At 74.3% G+C, this 24799-nt stretch carries 24 protein-coding genes; 14 read left to right on the forward strand and 10 right to left on the reverse strand.

The genetic code is table 11. The features are described 5' to 3' along the window. Positions 1-28: 28 nt before the first annotated feature. Positions 29-1027, reverse strand: coding sequence for a hypothetical protein (locus ACWIX7_RS16520; protein ID WP_448617508.1), 999 nt, complete (start codon positions 1025-1027; stop codon positions 29-31). A 360-nt stretch (positions 1028-1387) separates the two neighbouring features. Continuing rightward, on the reverse strand, positions 1388-1789 hold the full coding sequence (locus tag ACWIX7_RS16525; RefSeq protein WP_448617509.1) for a DUF5319 family protein: 402 nt from the start codon (positions 1787-1789) through the stop codon (positions 1388-1390). A gap of 122 nt (positions 1790-1911) precedes the next feature. On the opposite strand from ACWIX7_RS16525, the gene guaB reads away from it, so the two are divergent. The 4 genes from guaB (at position 1912) to ACWIX7_RS16545 (ending at position 6705) form a co-directional block, all read left to right on the forward strand. After that, positions 1912-3417, forward strand: a complete 1506-nt coding sequence (gene guaB, locus ACWIX7_RS16530) for an IMP dehydrogenase (RefSeq protein ID WP_448617510.1) — start codon at positions 1912-1914, stop codon at positions 3415-3417. A 70-nt stretch (positions 3418-3487) separates the two neighbouring features. After that, positions 3488-4627 (forward strand): GuaB3 family IMP dehydrogenase-related protein, encoded by a 1140-nt coding sequence (locus tag ACWIX7_RS16535; RefSeq protein WP_448617511.1) that lies wholly within the window; start codon positions 3488-3490, stop codon positions 4625-4627. Then, complete coding sequence (gene guaA, locus ACWIX7_RS16540) at positions 4627-6189, forward strand: glutamine-hydrolyzing GMP synthase (RefSeq protein ID WP_448617512.1); 1563 nt, start codon at positions 4627-4629, stop codon at positions 6187-6189. Before ACWIX7_RS16535 ends, guaA begins: the two co-directional genes overlap by 1 nt. Positions 6190-6222: 33 nt before the next feature. After that, positions 6223-6705: a GNAT family N-acetyltransferase gene (locus tag ACWIX7_RS16545; protein WP_448617513.1), complete on the forward strand. Its 483-nt coding sequence runs from the start codon at positions 6223-6225 to the stop codon at positions 6703-6705. Positions 6706-7097: 392 nt separating this feature from the next. Here the strand turns inward: ACWIX7_RS16545 and ACWIX7_RS16550 are convergent, their stop codons facing one another. Both ACWIX7_RS16550 and ACWIX7_RS16555 read right to left on the reverse strand, forming a co-directional pair. After that, positions 7098-7397, reverse strand: coding sequence for a hypothetical protein (locus tag ACWIX7_RS16550; protein WP_448617514.1), 300 nt, complete (start codon positions 7395-7397; stop codon positions 7098-7100). Beyond that, entirely contained in the window at positions 7390-8310 is a 921-nt protein-coding gene (locus ACWIX7_RS16555) for a PspC domain-containing protein (protein ID WP_448617515.1), read from the reverse strand. Before ACWIX7_RS16555 ends, ACWIX7_RS16550 begins: the two co-directional genes overlap by 8 nt. Before the next feature lie 124 nt (positions 8311-8434). On the opposite strand from ACWIX7_RS16555, the gene ACWIX7_RS16560 reads away from it, so the two are divergent. Together ACWIX7_RS16560 and ACWIX7_RS16565 are read left to right on the forward strand one after the other, a co-directional pair. Continuing rightward, positions 8435-9619, forward strand: a complete 1185-nt coding sequence (locus tag ACWIX7_RS16560; RefSeq protein WP_448617516.1) for an ATP-binding protein — start codon at positions 8435-8437, stop codon at positions 9617-9619. After that, positions 9616-10290, forward strand: a complete 675-nt coding sequence (locus ACWIX7_RS16565) for a response regulator (protein WP_448617517.1) — start codon at positions 9616-9618, stop codon at positions 10288-10290. Before ACWIX7_RS16560 ends, ACWIX7_RS16565 begins: the two co-directional genes overlap by 4 nt. A 114-nt stretch (positions 10291-10404) precedes the next feature. On the opposite strand, the gene ACWIX7_RS16570 is transcribed toward ACWIX7_RS16565, so the two are convergent. The 3 genes from ACWIX7_RS16570 to ACWIX7_RS16580 are packed head-to-tail and all read right to left on the reverse strand — an operon-like array spanning position 10405 to position 12633. Then, a complete protein-coding gene (locus ACWIX7_RS16570; protein WP_448617518.1) occupies positions 10405-11139 on the reverse strand; it encodes a PIG-L deacetylase family protein in 735 nt (244 codons plus the stop codon). A gap of 10 nt (positions 11140-11149) precedes the next feature. Continuing rightward, positions 11150-12082: an RNA polymerase sigma factor SigJ gene (sigJ, locus tag ACWIX7_RS16575; protein WP_448617519.1), complete on the reverse strand. Its 933-nt coding sequence runs from the start codon at positions 12080-12082 to the stop codon at positions 11150-11152. Further along, a complete protein-coding gene (locus tag ACWIX7_RS16580; protein ID WP_448617520.1) occupies positions 12079-12633 on the reverse strand; it encodes a carboxymuconolactone decarboxylase family protein in 555 nt (184 codons plus the stop codon). The genes sigJ and ACWIX7_RS16580 overlap by 4 nt, the downstream gene beginning before the upstream one ends. 130 nt (positions 12634-12763) lie before the next feature. Between ACWIX7_RS16580 and ACWIX7_RS16585 the strand changes: the two genes are divergently transcribed. Further along, positions 12764-13171, forward strand: a complete 408-nt coding sequence (locus ACWIX7_RS16585) for a YybH family protein (RefSeq protein WP_448617521.1) — start codon at positions 12764-12766, stop codon at positions 13169-13171. 71 nt (positions 13172-13242) lie between these two features. Here the strand turns inward: ACWIX7_RS16585 and ACWIX7_RS16590 are convergent, their stop codons facing one another. Further along, positions 13243-13515, reverse strand: a complete 273-nt coding sequence (locus ACWIX7_RS16590; RefSeq protein WP_448617522.1) for a chorismate mutase — start codon at positions 13513-13515, stop codon at positions 13243-13245. Between the two features lie 267 nt (positions 13516-13782). Between ACWIX7_RS16590 and pcrA the strand changes: the two genes are divergently transcribed. Continuing rightward, on the forward strand, positions 13783-16092 hold the full coding sequence (pcrA, locus tag ACWIX7_RS16595; RefSeq protein WP_448617523.1) for a DNA helicase PcrA: 2310 nt from the start codon (positions 13783-13785) through the stop codon (positions 16090-16092). Positions 16093-16195: 103 nt separating this feature from the next. Here pcrA and ACWIX7_RS16600 read toward each other — a convergent pair whose 3' ends face one another. Both ACWIX7_RS16600 and ACWIX7_RS16605 read right to left on the reverse strand, forming a co-directional pair. Beyond that, on the reverse strand, positions 16196-17026 hold the full coding sequence (locus ACWIX7_RS16600) for a M23 family metallopeptidase (RefSeq protein ID WP_448617524.1): 831 nt from the start codon (positions 17024-17026) through the stop codon (positions 16196-16198). Positions 17027-17369: 343 nt separating this feature from the next. Next, on the reverse strand, positions 17370-18266 hold the full coding sequence (locus ACWIX7_RS16605; protein ID WP_448617525.1) for an esterase/lipase family protein: 897 nt from the start codon (positions 18264-18266) through the stop codon (positions 17370-17372). Between the two features lie 138 nt (positions 18267-18404). Between ACWIX7_RS16605 and ACWIX7_RS16610 the strand changes: the two genes are divergently transcribed. The 6 genes from ACWIX7_RS16610 (at position 18405) to ACWIX7_RS16635 (ending at position 24753) form a co-directional block, all read left to right on the forward strand. Next, positions 18405-19472 (forward strand): hypothetical protein, encoded by a 1068-nt coding sequence (locus ACWIX7_RS16610; protein WP_448617526.1) that lies wholly within the window; start codon positions 18405-18407, stop codon positions 19470-19472. After that, positions 19469-19861 (forward strand): methylmalonyl-CoA mutase, encoded by a 393-nt coding sequence (locus ACWIX7_RS16615; RefSeq protein ID WP_448617527.1) that lies wholly within the window; start codon positions 19469-19471, stop codon positions 19859-19861. The genes ACWIX7_RS16610 and ACWIX7_RS16615 overlap by 4 nt, the downstream gene beginning before the upstream one ends. Positions 19862-20028: 167 nt before the next feature. Next, positions 20029-21192, forward strand: a complete 1164-nt coding sequence (gene sucC / locus ACWIX7_RS16620) for an ADP-forming succinate--CoA ligase subunit beta (protein WP_448617528.1) — start codon at positions 20029-20031, stop codon at positions 21190-21192. Positions 21193-21283: 91 nt separating this feature from the next. Then, positions 21284-22162 carry a succinate--CoA ligase subunit alpha gene (sucD, locus tag ACWIX7_RS16625; protein WP_448617529.1) on the forward strand — a complete coding sequence of 293 codons (879 nt, stop codon included), beginning with the start codon at positions 21284-21286 and terminating at the stop codon, positions 22160-22162. 232 nt (positions 22163-22394) lie between these two features. Continuing rightward, complete coding sequence (locus ACWIX7_RS16630) at positions 22395-23480, forward strand: hypothetical protein (RefSeq protein ID WP_448617530.1); 1086 nt, start codon at positions 22395-22397, stop codon at positions 23478-23480. Positions 23481-23556: 76 nt separating this feature from the next. Then, positions 23557-24753, forward strand: a complete 1197-nt coding sequence (locus ACWIX7_RS16635; RefSeq protein WP_448617531.1) for a cell division protein PerM — start codon at positions 23557-23559, stop codon at positions 24751-24753. Positions 24754-24799: the final 46 nt, after the last annotated feature.

The following is a 24799-nucleotide window of genomic DNA, read 5'->3' on the forward strand; positions in this document are numbered from 1 at the left end:
GTCCCCGCTGTGTCGTCCTAGGAGTGGGTCAGACCGTGGCCGCGCACAGCGCCGTGCCGGTGACCGCCGCGCCCGGGTCGGCGTCGAAGGTGAGCACCCACTCGGTGGGCAGGGTGCCGGCGTCGCTGCCGGTGAGCTGCACGCCGTTCTCGACGCCGCTGTAGCCCGCGCCGATCGCGGTCTCGCCCTCTGCGCAGGTGACGGTCAGCGTGACCCCGTCGAGGTCGGAGGCCCCCTTCTCGTGCTTCACCGTCACGGACTTCCCGGTGTCGCCCTTGTCGCCCTTCAGGCCCTGCTCGCCGGTGTCGCCCTTGTCGCCCTTCAGGCCCTGCTCGCCGGTGTCGCCCTTGTCGCCCTTCAGGCCCTGCTCGCCCTGGGCGCCCTGCAGCGAGACCGGCTCGCCGTACTCCGTGCCGTCGAAGACGGCGACGGTGACCGCGCCAGGGGTGAGGTCGACGTAGAGGTCGCCCGTCTTCGAGGCCTCGAGGACCTCCTTGGTGGCCAGGCCCTGGCCCGACCGGATCTGGGTGCCGTCGACGCCCTTCTCACCCTGGATGCCCTCGATGCCCTGGATGCCCTGGATGCCCTGGGCGCCGGTGTCGCCCTTCGCGCCCTGCAGCGAGGTCGCCGGGCCGTACTTCGTGCCGTCGAAGACGGAGATGGTGACCTTGCCCGGGGTGAGGTCGAGGTAGAGGTCACCCTTCTTCGAGTACTTGATGATCGCCGCGCTGGCCAGGCCCGTGCCGGTCCGGATCTGCGTGCCGGCGAGGCCCGTCTGACCAGGGGCGCCCGCCTTGCCCGGCGCACCCTGGACGCCGGTCTGGTTCCAGGTGACCAGGTGCTGACCGCGAGCGCACTTGGTGGTCTTCGAGGAGACCTGGTACATGGCCCCGCCCTTGTCGGCGACGCAGACCTTGATGACGGCCGGGGCCGCGGGTGCGGCGAGCGCGGTGGCCGCGAACGACACGGAGCCCGCCGTCAGGATGACTCCCGACATGCCGGCGATGAGCAGCTTGCGCTTCTGCACGATGGGTTCCTCACTCGGCGCTGAGCGCCGCCGTTCCGAGTTTGACGCCCGGTGATCGCCGGACGACGGAACGCTATGGGCTGAGAATCGGGCGGCCTCGTTTCGTCGAGATGTCCACGTGTCTCCTCGACGAGATGTCGATCTTCGCCGTGGCGCCGCAGGGCGAGTTCTGTGTTGACTGAGGAGTTGCCCACGGCAACATCGCGGGATGCCACGCCCGTCGCGGCACGGCCCGCCGAACCCTCGTTCGGTGACCGGTCCTCAGAGTGGCCCGTAGGCCTCGTGGCCGAGTGCGGGAGTGGACGCAAGACGGGTTGAGGACGGCACCTGTCCGCGGTGCCGGTCTACGGATCGACGTGCTCAGTCGTCCCGGGCGTGCCTGCCGGCGCGGCCGTCGCCGCCGGGCTCCTCGCGTTCGGCCATCGCGGCGATCCCGTCGGCGTAGCCGCTGGCGTAGTCCCAGCTGACGTAGTCGTCGGGATCGGGGTCGAACGGCGGCTCGTGCCGGCCGGTCTGGCCCTCCTCGAGCAGCTGGCGGAGGTTGGCCTGCATCAGGGCCCAGTCGACGTGGTGCTCCTCGTCGCAGTCCGGGCAGTCGACGACGATGCCCTTGATGCCGGTGGGCTCCAGCAGCGTCCGGAACACCTCCAGTTCGGCGAGGTCGTCCAGGACGCCGGCCCGCTCCTCCATGGTCAGCGGCGGCGGACCTGGCTGGTCGGTGGACCCGAAGTCGGGCCCGGAAGCGTCGTCCCAAGAACTCACGGGTGCCACGGTAGTGGCCGGACGGACATCACACGGAGCCCCGCGGGGTGCCGCCTACGATCGAGGGCGGCTCCCCGCGCGCCCACGAGGGTGCCGGCCGACCGGAGGGGTGGCGGCAACCGATGCAGCCCGATGAGTTCGTCCCCGAGCTGCCGGCGAAGTTCGCGCCGCTCGGCCTGACCTACGACGACGTCCTGCTCATCCCCGGCGCGTCCGACGTCGTGCCGGCCGAGGTGGACACCAGCAGCCGGCTGACCCGCGGCATCCGGCTGGCCGTACCGCTGCTCTCCAGCGCGATGGACACCGTCACCGAGGCCCGCATGGCGATCGCGATGGCGCGCGTCGGCGGTGTCGGCGTCCTGCACCGCAACCTCGCCGCCGAGGAGCAGGCCGGCCAGGTGGACCTGGTCAAGCGCTCGGAGGCCGGCATGGTCACCAACCCGGTGACCGCCGCCCCGGACAACACCCTGGCCGAGCTCGACGCGCTGTCGGCCCGCTACCGCATCTCCGGCGCACCGGTGGTGGACGCCGACGGCGTCCTGGTCGGCATCTGCACCAACCGGGACATGCGGTTCGAGACCGACAAGAACCGCCTCGTCCGCGACGTCATGACGCCGATGCCCCTGGTCACCGCGCCGGTTGGCGTGGACGCCGACACCGCGCTGCAGCTGCTGAGCAAGCACAAGGTCGAGAAGCTGCCGCTGGTGGACGACGCCGGGCGGCTGCGCGGCCTGATCACCGTCAAGGACTTCGTCAAGCGCGACCAGTACCCGGACGCCACCAAGGACGCCGACGGCCGCCTCGTGGTGGGCGCGGCCCTCGGCGTCGGCGACGACGCCTACAAACGGGCCGGCCTGCTGGTCGACGCCGGCGTGGACGTGCTCGTCGTCGACACCGCGCACGGCCACCAGCGGGCCGTGCTGGAGATGGTGGCGCGCGTCAAGGCCGACTTCGGCGTGCAGGTCGTCGGCGGCAACGTCGCCACCCGCGCCGGCGCCCAGGCGCTCGTCGACGCCGGGGTGGACGCCGTGAAGGTGGGCGTCGGCCCGGGCTCGATCTGCACCACCCGCGTGGTCGCCGGCGTCGGCGTCCCGCAGGTCACCGCGATCTACGAGGCGGCGCTGGCGGCGAAGCCGGCCGGCGTCCCGGTGATCGCCGACGGCGGGCTGCAGTACTCCGGTGACATCGCCAAGGCGCTGGTCGCCGGCGCCGACACGGTGATGATCGGCGGGCTGTTCGCCGGCGTCGAGGAGGCGCCGGGCGAGCTGGTCTTCGTCAACGGCAAGCAGTACAAGACCTACCGCGGCATGGGGTCGCTGAGCGCGATGCAGAAGCGCGGCAACCAGTCCTACAGCCGCGACCGCTACTTCGCCGACGACGTGCTCTCCGACGACAAGCTCGTCCCCGAGGGCATCGAGGGGCAGGTGCCCTACCGCGGTCCGCTGGCCGGCGTCGCACACCAGCTCGTCGGCGGGCTGCGCGCCTCGATGGGCTACGCGGGTGCGCAGACCATCGCCGACCTGCAGGAGCGCGGTCAGCTGACCCGGATCACCTCGGCCGGTCTGGTGGAGAGCCACCCGCACGACATCCAGATGACCGTCGAAGCCCCGAACTACCGCGGTCGGTGAGCCACGTGTCCAACGAGGGTCCTCACGTGACCGAGACCGTCCAGGCTCCGAACCACCGGAGGCGCTGACCGTGACCACGCGCGACACCGTCGAGATCGGCCTCAACCGCTTCGCCCGCCGGGGGTACGACCTCGACGAGGTCTCGATCGTCCCCTCCCGGCGCACCCGGGACATGGAGGACGTCTCGACCGCCTGGCAGATCGACGCCTTCCGGTTCGACATCCCGTTGGTCACCAGCCCGTCGGACGCCGTGGTCAGCCCGGCCACGGCGATCGCCGTCGGCCAGGCCGGGGGCCTGGGCGTGCTCAACGCCGAGGGGCTGTGGACGCGGTACGACGACCCGACGCCGGTGTACCGCCGGCTGCGGGAGGCCGCGGGCGACGGGCCCCCACCGGTCGCCCTGCTGCAGGACGTCTACTGCGAGCCCGTGAAACCGGACCTGATCAGCGCCCGCATCAAGGAGATGCGCGACGCCGGGGGGACCACCGCCGTCCGCGTCTCGCCGCAGCACACGCTGCAGCTGGCGCCGGCCGTGCTCGCCGCGGGCGTGGACCTGCTGGTCATCCAGGGCACGATCGTCTCGGCCGAGCACGTCACCACCCAGGACGACGCGCTCAACCTCAAGGAGTTCATCGCCGACCTCGACGTCCCGGTGATCGTGGGCGGCGCGGCGAACTACCAGACGGCGCTGCACCTGATGCGCACCGGCGCGGCCGGCGTGATCGTCGGCGTCGGCGCCGACAGCTTCTCCACCACCGACGCCGTCATGGGCATCCGGGTGCCGCTGGCCAGCGCGATCGCCGACGCGGCAGCTGCCCGCCGCGACTACCTCGACGAGACCGGCGGCCGCTACGTGCACGTCATCGCCAACGGCCGGATCGAGACCAGCGGCGCCATCGCCCGCGCGCTGGCCTGCGGTGCGGACGCCGTCCAGCTCGGCGAGCCGCTGCGCGCCGCGGCCGAGGCCCCGGGCGGCGGGGTCTGGTGGGACTCCGTGGCCGCCCACCCCCGGCTGCCCCGCGGCGGGACGTCGGCGCTGATCCCCCCCGTCGGCTCGCTGCGCGACGTCCTGCTGGGCGAGGCGCGCGCCGCCGACGGCCGCACCAACCTCTTCGGGGCGCTGCGCCGGACCATGGCGAAGACCGGGTACCGCGACCTGAAGGAGTTCCAGCGGGTCGACCTGGTCATCGGCGGTCGGGGCGACGACTGATGGACTTCCCGACCGTCCTCGTCGTCGACTTCGGCGCGCAGTACGCCCAGCTCATCGCGCGGCGGATCCGCGAGGCCGGCGTCTACTCCGAGATCGTCCCCTCCGACGTCCCGGCCGAGGAGATCGTCGCGCGCAAGCCGGCGGCGATCGTCCTCTCCGGTGGGCCGTCGAGCGTCTACGCCGAGGACGCCCCGCAGGTCGACCCGACGCTGTTCGAGGCCGGCGTCCCGGCGTTCGGCATCTGCTACGGCTTCCAGGCGATGGCCGCCTCGCTCGGCGGCACGGTGGCGCGCACCGGCGACCGCGAGTACGGCGGCACGCCGCTGACGGTCACCACGCAGGGCCGGCTGTTCGGCTCGCTGCCGGTCGAGCAGTCGGTGTGGATGAGCCACGGGGACTCCGTCAGCGCCGCCCCGCCCGGGTTCACCGTCACCGCCACCTCCACCGGGGCGCCGGTCGCCGCCTTCGAGGACGTCGACCGCAAGCTCGCCGGCGTGCAGTTCCACCCCGAGGTGCGGCACACCGCGCACGGGCAGACGGTGCTCCAGCACTTCCTGTTCGACATCGCCGGCCTCGAGCCGACCTGGACGATGGCCAACGTCGTCGAGGAGCAGGTGGAGCGGATCCGGGCGCAGGTCGGCGACCGGCGGGCGCTGTGCGCGCTGTCCGGCGGGGTCGACTCCGCGGTCGCGGCCGCGCTGGTGCAGCGGGCCATCGGCGACCGGCTGACCTGCGTCTACGTCGACCACGGGCTCATGCGCGAGGGCGAGACCGAGCAGATCGAACGGGACTTCGTCGCCGTCACCGGCGCCGACCTGCGGGTGGTCGACGCCCGCGAGCAGTTCCTCGGCACGCTGGCCGGCGTCAGCGACCCGGAGCAGAAGCGCAAGATCATCGGTCGCGAGTTCATCCGGGTCTTCGAGCAGGCGGCGCTCGACGTCGTGGCCGACGCCCAGGCGCACGGCGAGACCGTCGACTTCCTCGTGCAGGGCACGCTCTACCCGGACGTCGTCGAGTCCGGCGGCGGCACCGGGACGGCGAACATCAAGAGCCACCACAACGTCGGCGGGCTGCCCGAGGACCTCACCTTCACCCTCGTCGAGCCGCTGCGGACCCTGTTCAAGGACGAGGTGCGCGAGGTCGGCCTGCAGCTGGGCCTGCCCGAGTCGCTGGTGTGGCGGCAGCCGTTCCCGGGCCCGGGGCTGGGCATCCGGATCATCGGCGAGGTCACCCAGGAGCGGCTCGACGTCCTGCGGAGGGCCGACGCGATCGCCCGTGCCGAGCTCAGCGCCGCCGGCCTGGACCGCGAGATCTGGCAGTGCCCGGTGGTGCTGCTGGCCGACGTCCGCTCGGTCGGCGTCCAGGGCGACGGGCGCACCTACGGCCACCCGGTCGTGCTGCGCCCGGTGTCCAGCGAGGACGCGATGACCGCGGACTGGACCCGGCTGCCCTACGACGTCCTGGCCCGCATCTCCACCCGGATCACCAACGAGGTGGAGGAGGTCAACCGCGTGGTGCTGGACGTGACCAGCAAGCCGCCGGGCACCATCGAATGGGAATGACCGCCGGCTGACGCGCGTGGTCTCATCCGCGGCGTGGACGCCACCCTCCGGCCGCTGACCGAGGCCGACGTCGACGCCGTCGTCGCGTTCTCCCTCGACGCGTGGGCGCCGGTGTTCGCCGGTTTCGAGCAGGTCATGGGGCCGCGGGCCTACCGCCTGGTCTACCCCGACTGGCGGACGGCGCAGGCCGCGGCGGTGGCCGAGGTGTGCCGGTCGCTCGACGCCTGGGTCGCCGACGTCGACGGCGCCCCGGTCGGGTTCGTCGCCGTCCGGTGGACCGAGGAGGGCGACACCCCGGTCGGGGAGGTGGAGATGATCGCCGTCGCCCCGCCGCACCAGCGGGCGGGGATCGCGGGCCGGCTGCTGGAGCGGGCGGTGGGCGAGATGCGGGCACGCGGTGTGCCGCTCGCCGTCATCGGCACCGGCGGGGACGACGGCCACGCGCCGGCCCGTGCCCTCTACGAGCGGCACGGGTTCACCGGCCTGCCGCTGGTGCGCTACTACCGCGCGCTCTGACCAGGCGCGAGGTGCAGGCATGCCTTCCACCGTGAGGGCATGGCGCAGCTGGCCGTCCGCACCACGGACGAACTCGTCGAGCGCGTGCGGGCAGCCGCGGGCCGACTCGGGCGCAGCATGAACGAGTACGTGGTGGCGGTGCTGGGTGCGGCGACCGATCCCGACCTGGCGGGGGACGAGGCCGAGCGGATCCGTGAGCGGTTGGCCCGAGTGCCAGGTGGTGGTGGCGTTCGACCGCCAGCTGCGGGAGCAGCCGCTGCCGAGGGGGTCACCCTCGTGCCGTCCGCTCTCGAAGGGGCATCCGTCGCGGCGTTGCCCTGGCGAGCACCGCGCTCCGACACCGCGGAGGGCCCGGGGAGCGGTGTGCTCCCCGGGCCCTCCGTGTCATGCGGTCAGCGCCTGCGGCGCGCCCTGCGCAGCTCGCTCACCAGCAGGGCGACGCCGCCACCGATCAGGACCAGCCACAGCAGGCCACCCTCGGTCACCAGGCCGAGCGGTAGCACCGCGCCGGCCATCAGCACGATCGCCAGGACGACGTAGACCAGGCCCGGCACGAGGGCGGTGAGGTCGACGCCGCGGCGCTGTGGTCGGGGCGGGTCCTCGGTCGACAGCGGGGTCACGATCTGCCAGTCCCTCAGCTGCTGTTCCTGCCAGGCGGTCGGGGTCGTCGGGAACTCGCTGTAATCAGGCACGGCGCACCTCCACGTCACCGACACCGGCGTCGATGGTCAGTTCGATCTCGGGGTTCCCGTCACCGGTCCAGGACGCGGAGCCGGTGCCCGGGGAGTAGCCGCCGTCGGAGCCGAGGCCGAGGACGTCGACGTTCCCGATGCCGCCGTCCACCTCGATCCGCACGTCGGCCGAGCGGGGCACGACGACCTCGACGTTGCCCACGCCGCCGTCCACCCTCGTGACGATCGGACCGTCGAGGCGGGACGGGTCGATGCGGGAGAGGTCCAGCGTCGCGTCGCCGATCCCCTGGTCGTAGACCGGCTGGACGGCCTCCGCGTCGACCGGGCGGTACGTGCGGTCGCCCATGCCGTCGTCGACGCCCCGCCAGGGCTCGGCGGCGACCACCACCAAGGCGAGGGACAGGACGATGCCGAGCGTGATCAGCCCGCCCTTGGCCGTGCGTCCGCCGGAGAAGGCGGCGGCGACCAGGCCGAGCCCCACGACCAGCAGTCCGGTGCCGAGCACGATGCGCGGGCCCACGTCCCAGTCGGTGAAGCGGCTGAGCAGGACGAGCGAGCCGACGACGATGAGCAGCCCGGCGAGGGTCAGCCCAGGCACCGGGGAGCGGGGCCCGGCGATGCGGGGGGCGCGGCTGGCCCCGGGACCGTCGAACGCCGGACCGGCCGGCATGAGCAGCCACAGCAGCAGGTAGACCGGGACGCCGGGGCCGGCCAGCGCCAGGGCGACGAAGCCGACCCGCCACAGCAGCGCGTCGATGCCGCTGTACTCGGCCAGGCCGCCGGAGACGCCGCCGATGACCCTGTCGCCGCGGCTGCGCCGCAGCGGCGGCCGCACCGGTGGCCCGGGCGGCGGGGGGTACGCGGCCGCCGGCGGGTCTGCCGACGGGGGAGCGGGAGGCGGTGCGGATGTCATGGCACAGACCATCCTCACGCCGGACGGCGCGGTCCATCAGGGAACGCCCCCATCCGACCCTGGTCCGTGACGTGGGGTGCTCCCCGGTGCCGCGGAGCGCCGTCCCGGTGCGACGATCGGAACCGTGACCACGACCCTGCCCGTGCCCGTGCGGCCGCCGCTGGTGCGCCCGCGCTCCGGGCGCCTGCTGGCGGGCGTCGCCGCGGGGACGGCGGTGCACCTGCGGGCCGACCCGCTCGTCGTCCGCGTCGCCTTCGTCGTGCTCGCCGCCGCCGGCATCGGCGTCGTGGCGTACGCGCTGCTGTGGTTCTTCATGCCGGTCGCCGACGTCGACGCCGCTCCGGTCGTCGGGGAGGCCGCCGAGGAGCCCAGCCGCCGGCAGACCCTCGGCCTGGGGCTGCTCGGCCTCGGCGCGCTCATCCTGGTGACCCAGCTGGGGACCTGGGGCGGCGGCAACCTCGTCCTGCCGCTGCTGCTGGTCGGGATCGGGCTGACCGTCATCTGGCGCCAGCTGGACACCGACCGCACGCTCGCCCGCCCCGGCCTCCCGTGGCTGCTCGCCGGCGGGGTGGCCCTCGGCGTCGTCGGCGTGGTGCTGCTGCTGGCCACCACCGGCCAGCTGGCCAACGCCCGCAACGGCTTCGCCGCGACCCTGGTCATCCTGGCGGGCATCGCGCTGGCCACCGCGCCGCTGTGGCGACGGCTGCTGGCCTCCCGCGAGGCCGAGCGCACCGCCCGCGTGCGCTCGGAGGAGCGGGCTGCCGTCGCCGCCCACCTGCACGACTCGGTGCTGCAGACCCTCGCCCTCATCCAGCGGCACGCCGACGACGCCACCGCGGTCTCCCGGCTGGCCCGCAGCCAGGAGCGCGAGCTGCGCACCTGGCTCTACGAGCCGGCGGCGGCCGTGGGCGGCGGCACCTGGGCGGCGCTGGTGTCCGGCGTGGTCGCCGAGGTGGAGGCCGACCACGCGCTGACCGTCGAGTCGGTCGTCGTCGGCGACGCCCCCCTGGACGACGCCCTCACCGCCCTCGGCGCGGCCACCCGCGAGGCGCTGGTCAACGCCGCCAAGCACTCCGGGGCGGCCGTCGCGGACCTGTACACCGAGGTGTCGCCGCAGCGGATCGAGGTCTTCGTCCGGGACCGCGGCGCCGGATTCGACCCGTCGACGGTGCCCGGCGACCGGCGCGGGCTGCGCGACTCGGTGACCGGTCGGCTGACCCGGTTCGGCGGGACGGCGACGGTGCGCTCGGCACCGGGCGAGGGCACCGAGGTGGAGCTGTGCCTGCCTCGCCAGGAGGCGGCCGCGTGACCACCCACGGATCCGGCCGCCCGACCGTCTTCCTGGTCGACGACCACGCCATGGTGCGCTCGGGCGTGCGCGCAGAGCTCGGCGGCGCGGTCGACGTCGTCGGTGAGGCTGCCGACGTCGAGGGCGCCGTGGAGGGCATCCGGGCGACCGTGCCCGACGTCGTCCTCCTCGACGTCCACCTGCCCGGCGGCGGCGGGCGGGCGGTGCTCGAGACACTGCGGGCCGAGCTGCCGTCGGTGCGCTGGCTGGCGCTGTCGGTGTCCGACGCGGCCGAGGACGTCATCGCCGTCATCCGCGCCGGCGCCCGCGGGTACGTCACCAAGACCATCTCCGGTCCGGACCTGCGCGACGCCGTCGCCCGCGTCGCCGACGGGGACGTGGTGTTCAGCCCGCGGCTGGCCGGGTTCGTGCTCGACGCCTTCGCCGCGACGACGCCGTCCGCCCCGCAGCGCGAGGACCCGGCCACCGACCCCGGCCTGGACCTGCTCAGTGCCCGGGAGCGGGAGGTCATGCAGCTGCTGGCGCGCGGCTACACCTACCGGGAGATCGGCTCGCGGCTGTTCATCTCGGTGAAGACGGTGGAGTCCCACGCGTCGAACGTGCTGCGCAAGCTCCAGCTGTCCAACCGCAACGAGCTCACCCGCTGGGCGGCCACGAACCGGCTGTTGTGATGGAGCCCTGTCGCGCCGAGTGGGGCCCGGAGGGCTCCGCGCAGGCGTGACGCAGCGGCTCCACGGCGCAGGGGGACGGCACCTGGTGGCGGTGTCGGCCGGTAGGCCGACAGATCACGCCGTGTGCACGACCTGGAAGGCCTCGCCGAGCCGGCCCGCGGGCAGGCCGAGACGGCGGCCGTTCTGGCGCATCCAGTCGGTGACGAAGGCCTCCAGGTCGTCGAGGTGGCCGACCTGGCTCACGTGGCTCTTGAGCGCGGCGAACTTCAGCTCGACGACGTCGGTCACGTCGACGACGTGGTCGGCGCGCGGGCTGGCGGTCAGCCACACCTCGGACACCGTCCAGGCCTCCAGCCCCTCGTCGGCGAGCAGCTCGGGGAAGGCGAAGGGGTTGCGGGCGTCGGGGTAGACGGCGCGCAGCGTGGACTCGCCCACGGTCATGTGGTCGGGGTGGCTGGCCCCGACCCGGTCCCACATCCGCTCCGGCGAGCTGGTCAGCACCCGCTGCGGGCGGACCTGGCGGATCGCCCGGCTGATGTCGCGGCGCAGGTCGAGGGTCAGCTCCAGCCGGCCGTCGGGGTGGCCGAGGAAGCGCACGTCGGTGACGCCGACCGCCTTGGCAGCCGCCTCCTGCTCGGCCCGCCGCAGCGGCCCCATCTGGTCGCGCGGGGTGTCGTCGAAACCGCCGGCGTCCCCATCGGTCACGATCAGGTAGGTGACCTCGGTGCCGGCCGCCGTCCAGGTCGCCACGGTGCCGGCGCTGCCGAAGTCGATGTCGTCGGGGTGGGCGAGCACGCACAGCGCGCGCTCCACGTGCTTGGCGGGCCTGCGGGGCTGTGGGGAGGTCACCCGCGCGAGCCTAGGTCGACCTCGTCCCCACCGACGGGAGCCCTGTCAGCTTGTCCGGGTTGCGTACCACCAGCACCTGCTCGACGAGCCCGTCGACCAGGACCAGCGAGATGGTCATGTACGGCTCACCCCCGACCCACGCGACGACGCCGGGGGCACCGTTGACCTCGGCGATCTCGACGTGCAGGCCGGGGATCGCGAGACCCTGGGCGGTGGTCGCCAGGAGGAAGCGGGCCACCTTCTCGGCGCCCACGATCGGCCGCAGCGCCGCCTTCGCCCGGCCCCCGCCGTCGGACACCAGGACGACGTCGGGCGCCAGTGCGGCCAGGAGCGCCTCGACGTCGCCACCGGCGCAGGCCGCGAGGAAGCGCTCGGTGGCCAGCCGCTGCGTGGACCGGTCGGTGTCGAAGCGCGGCTGCCGGGCCCGCACGTGCTCCCGAGCACGGTGCGCCGTCTGCCGGACAGCGGCCTCGCTGCGGCCCAGGATCGCGGCCACCTCCGCCGTCGGCAGACCGAACACCTCCCGGAGGACGAAGACCGCCCGCTCGGCCGGGGACAGCGTCTCGAGGACCACCAGCAGGGCGAGCGAGACCTGGTCCCCGAGCGCGGCAGCGTCGTCCGGGTCCGGTGGCGGGGCAGCACTCGCGACGGGGGAGGAGGCGGTGAGCAGCGGCTCGGGCAGCCACGGCCCGACGTAGCTCTCCCGGCGGCTGCGCGCCGAGCCCAGCCGGTCGAGGGCCAGCCGGGACGTGATCCGCACCAGGTACGCCCGCGGATCGGCGACGTCGGTCCGGTCGGTCGCCGACCACCGCAGCCAGGTGTCCTGGACGACGTCCTCCGCGTCGGCGACGCTCCCGAGCATCTGGTAGGCGACCGTGAACAGCAGCCGCCGGTGCCGCTCGAAGGCCGCCAGCGGGTCGGCGCCGGCGTCCGCGCCGGTCATGTCGTGGCCGGGAGCTCGCAGCGGTCCCGGAAGCCCTGGCTGGTCAGCCCGAGCGCGCTGTTGAACCGCGACCGGACGTTCTCCACGGCCACCATCATGGTGAGCTCGACCAGCTGGGCGTCGTCCAGATCGCGCCGCAGCTCGGCCACCATCTCGTCGGTCACGGCGGGTGGGGTCGCCGTCACGGCCTCGGCGTAGGCCATCACCCGCCGCTCCAGGTCGGTGAAGACGTCGCTGTCCCGCCACCCCGGGACGGCGCGCAGCTTGGCGGGGTCCACGCCCTCGTTGGTGCTGACCCAGTACCCGAAGTCGACGCACCAGGAGCAGCCGATCGCGACGGCCGAGGCCATGACGGCGAGGGCCTTCAGCGTGCGGTCGAGCCGGTCCCAGCGGGCCAGTGAGGTCTCGAAGCGCACGTCGGTCACCAGGACCCGCGGGTGGTGTCCCATGGCGGCGAGCGGGTCGGGCACCACGCCGTAGGTCCGGCGCGCGTACCACTCGGCGAGGCGGTACAGGCGGGTGCGGGGCGGGTCGAGCGGGATGCGGGCCATTGGTCGTCGTCCTCTCCGTGGGCTGGTGCTCATGGAGACGGGACGACGGCGCCGGACGTGACACGCCGCCGCGGGTTCCGCCGGTCACGGGGCCGGAGCACGCTGACGGCACACCGAGGGGGAGAGGCGCATGGATGCTGCACTGTCCCGGGCCCTCGAGCGCGTCGCCGACGGGCTGGCGGCGATGGGAGCGGGCAACCCCGGCCCGTACGCGGCCTGTTGGGCCGACTCCGCGGACGTGACGTTGTTCGGCGCCTGGGGTCCGATCGAGAAGGGACACCACGCCGTCACCCGGACCTTCGACTGGGTCGGCGGCCGCTTTAGCGACGGTGAGCTCGTGCCGCGTTACGAGGTGGTCGAGGTCAGCGGCGACCTCGCCTACACGGTCGGCTTCGAGCACGGCACGGTGCGTGTCGACGGCGGCGAGGCCCGGCCGATGACCATCCGGGTCACCCACGTCTTCAAGCGGATCGAGGACGACTGGTGGCTGGTCCACCGCCACGCCGACTTCCCGCCGCCCGACCAGCGGCGTGCGTGACCGACGACAGCGGCCCTCCTGCAGGGCCCCGCCGCGAGCCTGCGAGCGGTGGGGGGCAGGAGGGTCCTTCTTCAGAGGCGGCCGCGGCCCTGGCGCAGCAGCATCATGCCGAGCGCGGCGCCGTCCCGGCCGAGCGCGGCCTGGAAGCGGGCGAGCACCTGCTGCTCGCGGGACAGCGAGAGCCGGGTGCCGCCGGCGGCGCGGCGCAGCTCGCCGATCTCCTGCGACACGGCCAGCCGGCGCTGCACCAGCGCGATGATCTCGGCGTCGCACTCGTCGATCTGCCCGCGCAGCTCGGCGATGCGCTCGTCGGCGGCGGGGGTGGTGGGGAGCGTGGCGGTCATCGGGGTCCTCCGGGGCGGGGCGGTGGCCGTCGGACCCCGAGGACGAGAAACGCCCCGGGCTCCTCGGGCCCGGGGCGTCTGTTGTGGCGGTTGCTCAGCCAGCGGTGACGGACACCGGATCCCGGTGGCCGTAGTAAAAGCTGACGGTGGCGAGCAGCACGTCGGTGAGTGTGCCACAGCGCTGACGGCGGGAGCCAGCGCGACCCCTGGGGACGGCGGTCCGCGACGGCGGGCCGTGTCGCCCGACCGAACTACAGTGGTGTGGTCATGAGCAGCGTCCAGCAGGCCCTCCCCGGCACCGCGTCCCTCCAGCGTTCCGCGTCCGGCTCGGTGGGGCGGGAGCTGGACCGCATGCTCGCCGGCCTCAACGGGCCGCAGCGGCAGGCCGTGGTCCACGAGGGCAGCCCGCTGCTCATCGTCGCCGGCGCCGGCTCGGGCAAGACCCGGGTGCTCACCCACCGGATCGCCTACCTGCTCGGCGCCCGCGGCGTGCAGCCGGGCGAGATCCTGGCGATCACCTTCACCAACAAGGCCGCCGGGGAGATGAAGGAACGCGTCGCCGCGCTCGTCGGGCCGCGCGCCCGGGCGATGTGGGTGTCGACGTTCCACTCGATGTGCGTGCGCATCCTGCGCGCCGAGGCCGCCAAGCTGGGCCTGAAGTCGTCGTTCACGATCTACGACCAGGGCGACTCGGTCCGGCTCATGACGATGGTCGCCCGCGACCTGGACCTCGACGCCAAGCGCTACCCCGGCCGCAGCCTGGCCGCCCAGGTGTCGAACCTGAAGAACGAGCTCATCGACGAGGAGAGCTACGTCCCGGGGACGGCGCCGGAGAAGGTGCTCGCCGAGGCCTACACGCTGTACCAGCAGCGGCTGCGCCAGGCGCACGCCATGGACTTCGACGACCTGATCATGACGACGGTGCACCTGCTGCAGGCGTTCCCCGACGTCGCCGAGCACTACCGCCGCCGCTTCCGGCACGTCCTGGTCGACGAGTACCAGGACACCAACCACGCGCAGTACGTGCTGGTCCGCGAGCTGGTGGGGCGCGTGGGCGACGGCGCAGCGGGCCCGGTGCCGCCGGCCGAGCTGTGCGTGGTGGGGGACGCCGACCAGTCGATCTACGCCTTCCGCGGCGCCACGATCCGCAACATCGACGAGTTCGAGCGCGACTACCCCGACGCGACGACGATCCTGCTGGAGCAGAACTACCGCTCCACGCAGCGCATCCTCAAGGCGGCCAACCAGGTCATCGCCAAGAACACCGGCCGCCGTCCCAAGAACCTGTGGACCGACGCCGGCGACGGCGAGCTGATCGAGGGCTACGTCGCCGAGAACGAGCACGACGAGGCCGCCTGGGTCGCCGAGCAGATCGACGCGCTGGTCGACGAGGGCGAGGCCAAGCCCAGGGACATCGCGGTCTTCTACCGGACCAACAACGCCTCCCGTGTGTTCGAGGAGGTGTTCATCCGCGTCGGCATGCCCTACAAGGTGGTCGGCGGGGTGCGCTTCTACGAGCGCAAGGAGGTCCGCGACGCGCTGGCCTACCTGAAGCTGGTCGCCAACCCGGCCGACGTCGTGAGCCTGCGCCGCATCGTCAACGTGCCCAAGCGGGGGATCGGCGAGAAGGCCGAGTCCTGCATCGAGTCCTTCGCCGACCGGGAGCGGATCGCGTTCGGGTCGGCGCTGCGCCGGTGCTCGGAGGTCACCACCCTGGCGCCGCGGTCGCTCAAGGCGATCCAGGAGTTCGTCGCGCTGCTGGAGGAGTTCGAGCAGCTGGCCGAGACCGGCTCCGGTCCGGCCGCGCTGCTGGAGAGCATCCTCGACCGCACCGGCTACCTCGCCGAGCTGGAGGCCAGCACCGACCCGCAGGACGAGGGCCGCGTCGACAACCTCAACGAGCTCATCTCGGTGGCCGCGGAGTTCGAGGCGGCCAACCCGGGCGGCTCGGTCACCGACTTCCTCGAGCAGGTGTCGCTGGTCGCGGACGCCGACCAGATCCCCGTGGCCGGGGACGAGGCCGGCGTCGTCACGCTGATGACCCTGCACACGGCCAAGGGCCTGGAGTTCCCGGTCGTCTTCCTCACCGGCATGGAGGACGGCGTCTTCCCGCACCTGCGCGCCCTCGGGGACCCGCGCGAGCTGGAGGAGGAGCGCCGGCTGGCGTACGTGGGCATCACGCGGGCGCAGCAGCGGCTGTTCATCTCGCGGGCCACGGTGCGCACCAGCTGGGGTCAGCCGGCCTACAACCCGCCGTCCCGCTTCCTCGACGAGCTGCCGTCGGACACCGTGCGGTGGGCGGGCAAGGAGCCGACGCCCGCGCCCAGCACCGGCTACCGGTCGGCGCAGCAGCGGGTGGCGGCCACCGGGCTGTCCACCGGCGGGCTGCGCGGCGGCGCGGGCAACCGGCCGGTCATCTCCGTCGACGTCGGGGACCGGGTCAGCCACGACGCCTTCGGGCTGGGCACGGTCGTCGAGGTCAACGGCATGGGGGACAAGGCCCAGGCCACGGTCGACTTCGGCTCCGGCGGGACCAAGCGCCTGGTCCTGCGCTACGCCCCACTCGTCAAGCTCTGACCCGAGGAGGGGGGCCCGGAGGGCTCCGCGAGGAGGGGCAGGACGGGCTCAGCGCCGTTGGGGATCGGCACCTGGCTGCGGTCGTCGGCCGGAGGCCGACAGATCAGATGACCACGCCGTGCTCGGCGAGCCATTCCTGCGGGTCGATCGGGCGGCCGGTCATGCCGCCGCGGTGGATCTGGTAGTGCAGGTGCGGGCCGGTGGACTGGCCCTCGTTGCCGATCTTGGCGATCGGGTCGCCCGCGTGCACGATGTCGCCGGCCTGGACGTCGTAGTAGCGCATGTGGCCGTAGACGTGCACGTTGCCGTCGGGGTCCTGGATGTAGACGGCGTTGCCGTAGCCGGAGGCGCGGCCGGCGCGGATGACGACGCCGTCGGTGGCCGAGTGGATCGGCGTGCCCAGCGGCCCGGCGAGGTCGATGCCGTAGTGCATCGTGCCCCAGCGCATGCAGAAGCAGGTGGTGAGCCGGCCCTGCGTGGGCAGCACGGTCTTCGGCTCCCGGGCGGCGCGGGAGGCGGCCAGCTCGCCGAGCCGGGCCTGGGCCTCGGCCTCGGTGATGCCGCGGCGCACGCCGACGTCCTCGAGGTCGCCGCTGAAGCCGACGTCGGAGGCGACGCCCAGGCCGTAGTCGGCGGCGCTGACCGACAGCCCGGCCGTGTCGCTGCCGAGGGTGCTGGGCAGGGCGGCGACGACGGCGCCGGCGACGAGCGCGGCGAGCCACACGGGGCCGCGCCGGCCGGGCGGGCGCGGCAGGCGGCGACGCCGGCCGGCGGCGGGCTCCTCGGCGGCGTCGGGACCGGCGGTCTCGGCGGCCGGCGCCTCGGTCGTCTCGACGAGGGCGGGGACGGCGGGGACGGCGGGGACGGCGCCGGTGGCGGCCCCGTCGTCGGTGCGCGGTCGCTCCAGCAGCGCGGGGCCGGTCGAGCCGATCACGGGGCACCTTCTTCGGGAGCGCCTCCCCGAGCGGGCGCCGCGGGGCGACCCGTCGGGGGAGCGACGGCGGCGGGGACGTCCGGGGACGTCTGCCGGTGGGTACCGGCTCCGTGATCGGACCGTAACGATCAGTCAGCTCCGCGACGGGTCACCGACACCCGGGTGTCGACACGTCTGCGCCGGGTGAGGCGGGTGTGACGGGGGTGGCGGTGTCGCAGCGCACGACCGCCCGCCACGCGTGACGGGTGTGGCGGGCGGGGGGCATGAGGCGGCCCGTCCCCGGCCGGCCCCGTCCAGAGGCTCGCCCCGAGCCTGCGAGGGGTGAGGAGGACGGGGTCCTCTTTCAGGCGACGGCGGCCCGTGCGGGGGCCTGGGTCCGCGGCCGGCGGTGGCCGGCGAGAGTGGCGGCGACCTCGTCGAGGACGGCGCGGTGGAAGGGCAGTGACATGTGGCCGACGCCGCGCACCAGCACGTTGCGGGCCTGCAGGTCCGGGTGGTCGCACCGCCCGGCGCTGGTGGGGAGGACGACCTGGTCGAGGTCGCTGTAGATCGCGGTCACCGGCGTGCGGATGCCCGGCGCGGGCTCGGTGAGCTCCCGCAGCACCGGCGAGCCCGGCCGGAGCTGGCGCACCAGCGGGGTGGGCAGCAGGTGGGCGAGCACCGACCCCTGGTGCGGCGTCCCGAGCGTCACCAGCGACTCGACGTGCCGGTCACCGCCCTGGCGCTGCACGTGGTAGCGGGCGAGCAGACCGCCGAGGCTGTGCCCGATGACGTGCACCCGCTCGTGCCCGGTCTGCTCGCAGACGCGCTGCAGGTGCTCGCCGAGGGCAGCGGCGCCGCGCGCCACGTCGGTGAGCAGCGGGCTGTAGTTCCAGGAGCAGACGGAGGTGAACCCGCGGCGGCGCAGGCTGCGCCGCATCACCGCGAAGACCGAGTGGTTGTCGATCAGGCCGTGCACGAGGACGACGGGGACGCGCGCGGCCAGCGGGTCGGCGGCGAACAGGGCGCGCACCGCGGGCGGCTGCTCGCCGGGGCGGCAGCGTGGGTCGGGGCGCAGCGGCTCGGTGCGCGTGCCGAGCGGGTAGATGAGCGCGTGGGCCCCGACGAGGGCCAGTTCGGTGAGCCCGCCGGTCAGCGTGGCCAGGCTCATCAGCGACCGCACCGGGTGCCGTGGCGCTCCCGGCCCGCCGGCGTCGGTGTGCGACGCTGGATCGGACTCCGGGTCGCTGAGTGGGCGCATCGTTCCTCCCCCGTCCGGGACCGCTGATCGGGTTCGTCCCGGCGGGGACGACGACCTCCCTGGGGTACCCCAGTTCACCTGACGGTAAAGCGGCTGTGTGGTGCTCGTCACATCGGCGCCACGCACCGAGGCCAGTTCGTGACCGATGACGAAGGGGGAACCGTGGTCGCCCGCGATGGCTCGACCCGCGACCGCTCGACCCGCCCCGAGGGGAGGACGGCGCGCCCGTCCGCCCGCCGCGCCGGACCCCGCCGCCCGCCCGAGCCCGCCGCCGCGGTGCCGGCCGACGGGCTGGTCGTCGGCGAGCCGCCGGTGCCCGCCCGCGTGACGGGGGTGCTGCTCGTCCTCGCCGGCCTCGCCGGGGCGGCCGCCCTCTTCCCGACCTACCTCGTCGTCGGCGGTACCGAGGTGTCCCAGTCCGCCGGGGCTCTCAGCCTGCTCGCCGGCCTGCTGGTGCCCCTCACCGCCGCGGCGGTCGGCGGCGGCCTCGTCGCCGGCCGGGTGCCGCGCCTCGGCCTCTCCTACGCCGGGATCGGCGGCGCGCTGGCCCTGGGGCTGCTGCTGATCGAGCTCTACCGGGCCAGCACCTCCACCATCCGGCCGGGCATCGAGGTCATCGCCGGCCAGCGGGTGCTCACCAGCTCGGTCGACGTCGGGCCCGGCTGGGTGCTCGGTGCGGTCGCCCTGGGGCTCACCGTGCTGGCCGGCGTCCTGGGGGTGGCCGCCTGGGGGCGCACCGTCATGGACGACGCCGGCACCCTCGACCCCGTCCGCCCGGCGCTCGCCGGCGCCGCGGTCGTGCTCGGGGTGGGTGCCGTGCTGTGCCTGGTGCTGCCGGCCGCCGACCTCCCCGACCGCATCGTCACCGACCCGACCACCGGCCTGCAGGTCGTGGTCGAACAGGAGGGGCCGCAGGGGCTGCTCGAGCGTCCCGGGCTGGCGCTGCTCGGGGGCCTGCTGCTCGCAGGGACCGTCGTCCTGTGCTCGGTGCTGGCCCCCTCGCTGCGGCCGCGGCTGGCCGCGGTCGGCGGCCTGCTCGCCATCGCCGCCGTCGTCCTCGCCGCCGGGCTGGGCGGCCTGCGCGACGCCGTGGTGTCCGACGAGCTGGAGTGGACGCTGCCCGGCGTCGGGCTGCTGCTGGCCGGCGTCGGCTACGTCGTCCTCACGGTGCTGGCCTGGCGGCTGCGCCGGGCGCCGGCCCGGTGACCGCACCCGACGCGGCCGCCGAGGAGCGCATCCGCGTCGTCGTCGCCACCTGGGGGGACGACGACGCCGACCGCGCCACCGGGACCGTCGCCCGCGGCCTGCGCGACGCCGGGATGGAGGTGGTCCACGCCGGCCGGCTCTCACCTGAGGCGCTCGCCGACACCGTGGTCCAGGAGGACGCCGACGCCGTCGGCCTGCCGGAGCTCCCCACGGACGCACGGGCGCTGCTCGCCCGGCTGGCCGCGCTGCTCGCCGACCGCGGTGTCGACGACGTCGCCGTCTTCGGCTGCGGCGCGGACGCCGACCCGCCCGGCCGCACCCGCCTCTTCCCACCCGGCAGCCCGCCCGCCGAGATCGCCGACTGGCTGCGCGGACAGCTCGGCGGATGACGGTCACCCCCGCGGTGAACAGGGCAGTCGTCGGCACGGCGGCGGCTCGGCGCACGGCTGCGGCTCCTCGTCGCCGGGAGGCCCCGGTGGTCGGCGCCGTGTGATGCCGCCCACCCTCTCCGCGCCGGTGCGCGGCGCCGGTCCGGCGGGGGATACGGTGCCTGTTCGTGGATCTCTTCGAGTACCAGGCCCGTGACCTGTTGGCCTCGCACGGTGTCCCCGTGCTCCCCGGCGGCGTCGCCGAGACCCCCGAGCAGGCGGAGGCGATCGCCCGCGAGATCGGCACCACCGTCGTCGTCAAGGCGCAGGTGAAGACCGGTGGCCGCGGCAAGGCCGGTGGCGTCAAGCTCGCCGACAGCGCCGAGGACGCCCGGGCGCGCGCCCAGGACATCCTCGGCCTGGACATCAAGGGCCACATCACCCACCGCGTGATGGTGGCCCAGGCCAGTGACATCGCCGAGGAGTACTACTTCTCCTACCTGCTCGACCGCGCCAACCGCACCTTCCTGGCCATGGCCAGCGTCGAGGGCGGCATGGAGATCGAGCAGCTCGCCGTCGAGCGCCCCGAGGCCCTGGCCCGCATCCCCGTGGACGCCACCACCGGCGTCGACACCGCCAAGGCCGCCGAGATCGTCGACGCCGCCGGCTTCCCCGCCGAGGTGCGCGACCAGGTGATCGCCATCGCCGTCCAGCTGTGGGACACCTTCGCCAAGGAGGACGCCACCCTGGTCGAGGTCAACCCGCTGGCCAAGGCGCCCGACGGCACCGTCCTCGCGCTCGACGCGAAGGTGACCCTCGATGAGAACGCCCGCTTCCGGCACCCGCAGCACGAGGAGCTCGAGGACTCCGCCTCGGCCGACCCGCTGGAGGCCGCGGCCAAGGAGAAGGACCTCAACTACGTCAAGCTCGACGGGGAGGTCGGCATCATCGGCAACGGCGCCGGGCTCGTCATGAGCACCCTGGACGTCGTCGCCTACGCCGGTGAGGAGTTCGGCGGCGTCAAGCCGGCCAACTTCCTCGACATCGGTGGCGGCGCCTCGGCCGAGATCATGGCCAACGGGCTGCACATCATCCTGTCCGACCCCGCCGTCAAGAGCGTCTTCGTCAACGTGTTCGGCGGGATCACCGCCTGCGACGCGGTCGCGAACGGCATCGTGCACGCGCTGCAGCTGCTCGGCGACGAGGCGACCAAGCCGCTGGTCGTCCGGCTCGACGGCAACAACGTGGAGGAGGGCCGGCGGATCCTCGCCGAGGCCAACCACCCGCTGGTGACCCTGGTGGACACGATGGACGGCGCCGCCCGCCGGGCCGCCGAGCTCGCCGCCGCCTGAGGAAGGACCCCCTTCCTCCCCACCCCTCGCAGGCTCGGGGCGGGCCCCTGGAAGGGGGCCGTTCCATCAACCCCAGACAGGACCAACAGAGATGTCGATCTTCCTCAACGAGAACAGCAAGGTCATCGTCCAGGGCATGACCGGCTCCGAGGGGCGCAAGCACACCCAGCGCATGCTGTCCTCGGGGACGGCGATCGTCGGCGGCGTGAACCCGAAGAAGGCCGGCCAGAGCGTCGACTTCGACGGCGCCAGCGTCCCGGTGTTCGGCGGTGTCGCCGAGGCGATGAAGGAGACCGGCGCCGATGTCAGCGTCATCTTCGTGCCGCCGGCCGGCGCGAAGAACGCCGTCATCGAGGCCGTGGACGCCCAGATCGGGCTCGCCGTCGTCATCACCGAGGGCATCCCGGTGCACGACTCGACCCACGTCTGGGCCCACGCCCAGGGCGGCTCGACCCGCATCATCGGCCCGAACTGCCCGGGGCTGATCAGCCCGGAGCGCTCCAACGCCGGCATCATCCCGGCCAACATCACCAAGCAGGGCAGGATCGGGCTGGTCAGCAAGTCCGGCACGCTGACCTACCAGATGATGTACGAGCTCCGGGACATCGGCTTCTCCACCTGCGTCGGCATCGGTGGCGACCCGGTCATCGGCACCACGCACATCGACTGCCTGCGGGCCTTCCAGGACGACCCGGAGACCGAGGCCATCGTGATGATCGGTGAGATCGGTGGCGACGCCGAGGAGCGGGCCGCGGACTTCATCAAGGCCAACGTCACCAAGCCCGTCGTCGGCTACGTCGCCGGCTTCACCGCGCCCGAGGGCAAGACGATGGGCCACGCCGGTGCGATCGTCTCGGGCTCGGCCGGTACCGCGCAGGCCAAGAAGGAGGCCCTCGAGGCCGCCGGTGTCCGCGTGGGCAAGACCCCGTCGGAGACGGCCCGCCTGATGCGCGAGATCGTCGGCGCCTGAACGAGGACCACCCTCCCTCCCACGCCTCGCAGGCTCGGCGCGGGACCTGAGGGGTCGCCGTTCCAGCACGTCACCTGCTGCCCGGTGGCCCCTCGGGGTCGCCGGGCAGCGGCGTCCCTGCGTCTGGCCCGCACCCGGACGGGGGATGATGGGCGCGCCGCGGTCGCACGGGCTGCGGGCCGGTGTCCACGATCCGCGCAGTCACCAGGCCACGACCGAGGAGCGCCCCGCGATGACCAGTCAGCCGCCGCAGCAGCCGGGCGGGTACGGGCGCCAGCCGGGTGAGGGCGAGGAGGCACCGCGTCCGGACGGCGGGCAGTCCGCGCCGGAGCAGGCGCAGCCCGGGTACGGGCAGCAGCCGCCGTCCTACGGCCAGCCGGGGTACGGACAGCAGCCGGGCTACGGCGCGCCCTACGGCCAGTCGTCCTACGGCCAGTCGTCCTACGGACAGCCGCCCTACGGCCAGCCGGGCTACGGCCAGCAGCCCGGGTACGGCTACGGGCAGCCGGGCTCCGGTGCGCAGTACCCGCAGCCCTACGGCCAGCCGCCGTACGGGCAGTCCTCGTGGGGCCAGCCGGGACACGGCCAGCCGGCGTACGGCCAGCAGGCGCCCTGGGGGCAGCCGTACGGGCAGCAGCCCCCGGCCCAGCAGCCGTGGGCGCCGCAGGCCCGCAGCGGCCCGCAGGTCGGCCTCGACCGCACGCGGGTGCACCGGGGCGACTGGCTGGTGACCCTCTGCGCCGTGGCGTTCCTGCTCTTCGCGGCGCTGCCGTGGTTCACCTTCGACTTCGGGTTCGGGTTCTCCGAGTCGATCAACGGCTTCGACTTCGCCCTCGTCACCATCGCGGCCGTGCTGCTCGTCCTCGCCGCGGTGTGGTCCCTGCTCCCCGCCGTCGTGGACCTCGATCTGCCCTTCCCGCGCGGCTTCGTCACCGTGGGTCTGACCTCGCTGGCCCTCCTGCTGACCTTCGCCGAGTGGCTGAGCTCCTTCGAGGGCGGGTTCAGCCCCTTCGCGCTGCTGACCTTCCTCACCGCGGCCGCCGCCGTCGTGGTCGCCGTCCTGACGCTGCTGCGCCAGCCCCACAGCCGCCCGGGTACGACCTCCGCTGGCACGCCCTGGCCCACCCAGCAGCCCGGTCAGCCGTGGCAGCCGGCCACGTACGGCCAGCAGCAGCCGCCGTACGCCGCGCCGTACGCCCCGGAGCCGTCCCCGCCGACCCCACCGGGATCCACGACGCCGCCGTCCGAGGGCGACCGGGATCCCCACCGGCCGGGCGGCTCGACCGCCCCGGGCGCGGGGTCCGACCCGTCCGCGTAGCCCTCCTCATGCCGATCCTCGGATCCGCCGGGCGCGTGGTCCGACGATCCCGGCCCGGCCTTGGGACAGTGGGGGCGTGGTCTCCCTGCTCGCCCGACTGAACCTGCCCGGGCAGCGGGACCCGGGCACCCGCACCGCGTGGCACGCCCCCGTCCTCGCCGCCGCGGCGACCGCCGCCGTCACCGTGCTCGGCCTGCTCGGCGTGGGCCTCGCCTCGGTGGTGGTGCAGACGCTCGACCCGGCCGGTGGGATGCCCGTCGCCGGTTCGGCGCGCCTGTCCGGCCGGCTGTGGCTGCTGGCCCAGGGCGGCGGCCTGACGCTCGGGTCCGGTCCGCTGGTGCTGGCGCCGCTGCTGCTCAGCCTCGTCGTCGCCTGGGGCCTGTCCAGTGCCGGCCGGGGAGTGGTCCGCGCCTGCGACCTCACCGTCGGGCGGTCGCTGGCCGCCGTCGTGGCCGCGGCGGTCGGGACGCACATCCTGCTCGCCGTGCTCGTCGGGCTGCTCGTCACCACCCCGGGGGCGCAGGTCGACCTGCTGCGGTCCGCGGTCGGCAGCGGCGTGATCGCCCTGCTCGCAGCCGGCTGGGGTACCGCCCGCGACGCCGGCCTGCTCGACGACCTCCTCGACTCCGCGCCGGGGCCGGTGCGGCCACTGCTGCGCGCGGTCGCGGCCGGGCTGCTGACCGCCGTCGCCCTCGGCCTGCTCATGGTGGCGGTGGCCCTGGCCGCGGACGCCGGGGGCTACGCGGCGCTGTCGCGGTCCCTCGGCGGGTCCGGCGCCGGCGCGGTCGGGCTCCTGGTGCTCGGCGTCCTGCTGCTGCCCAACGCCGCCGCTGCCGCGATCGGCGTGGCCGCCGGCCCGGGCTTCGCCGTCGGCAGCGGCACGCTCGTCTCCGTGCACGGCGTCACCCTCGGGGCGGTGCCGGCGCTGCCGCTGCTGGCCGCGCTGCCCGACACCCAGGCGGTGCCGCTGCTGGCCTTCGCCTCCCAGGTGGTGCCGGCGCTCGCCGGCCTGGTCGCCGGCGCGACGCTCGGCCGGCGGCTGCGCGACGACGACGGCGGCTCCGTCGTCGCCGGGCTGTGGGGTGTGCTGTCGGGCGTGCTGGTCGGCCTGGCCTGCGGCCTGCTCGCCTGGGCCGCCGGCGGCTCGCTCGGTGACGGCGCGCTGGCCGACGTCGGGGCGCCACCGGTCGCGACGGGGCTGGCGGTGGCGCTGCAGGCCGGTGTGGCCGCCGCGGTCGCGGCCGCGGTCACCCGCTGGCGCTCGCTGGCCTGAAGGGAGTTCCCGGCCCCATCCCGCGCCGGCCCCGTCCAGAGGCTCG

Source organism: Geodermatophilus sp. URMC 65 (genome assembly GCF_053502545.1).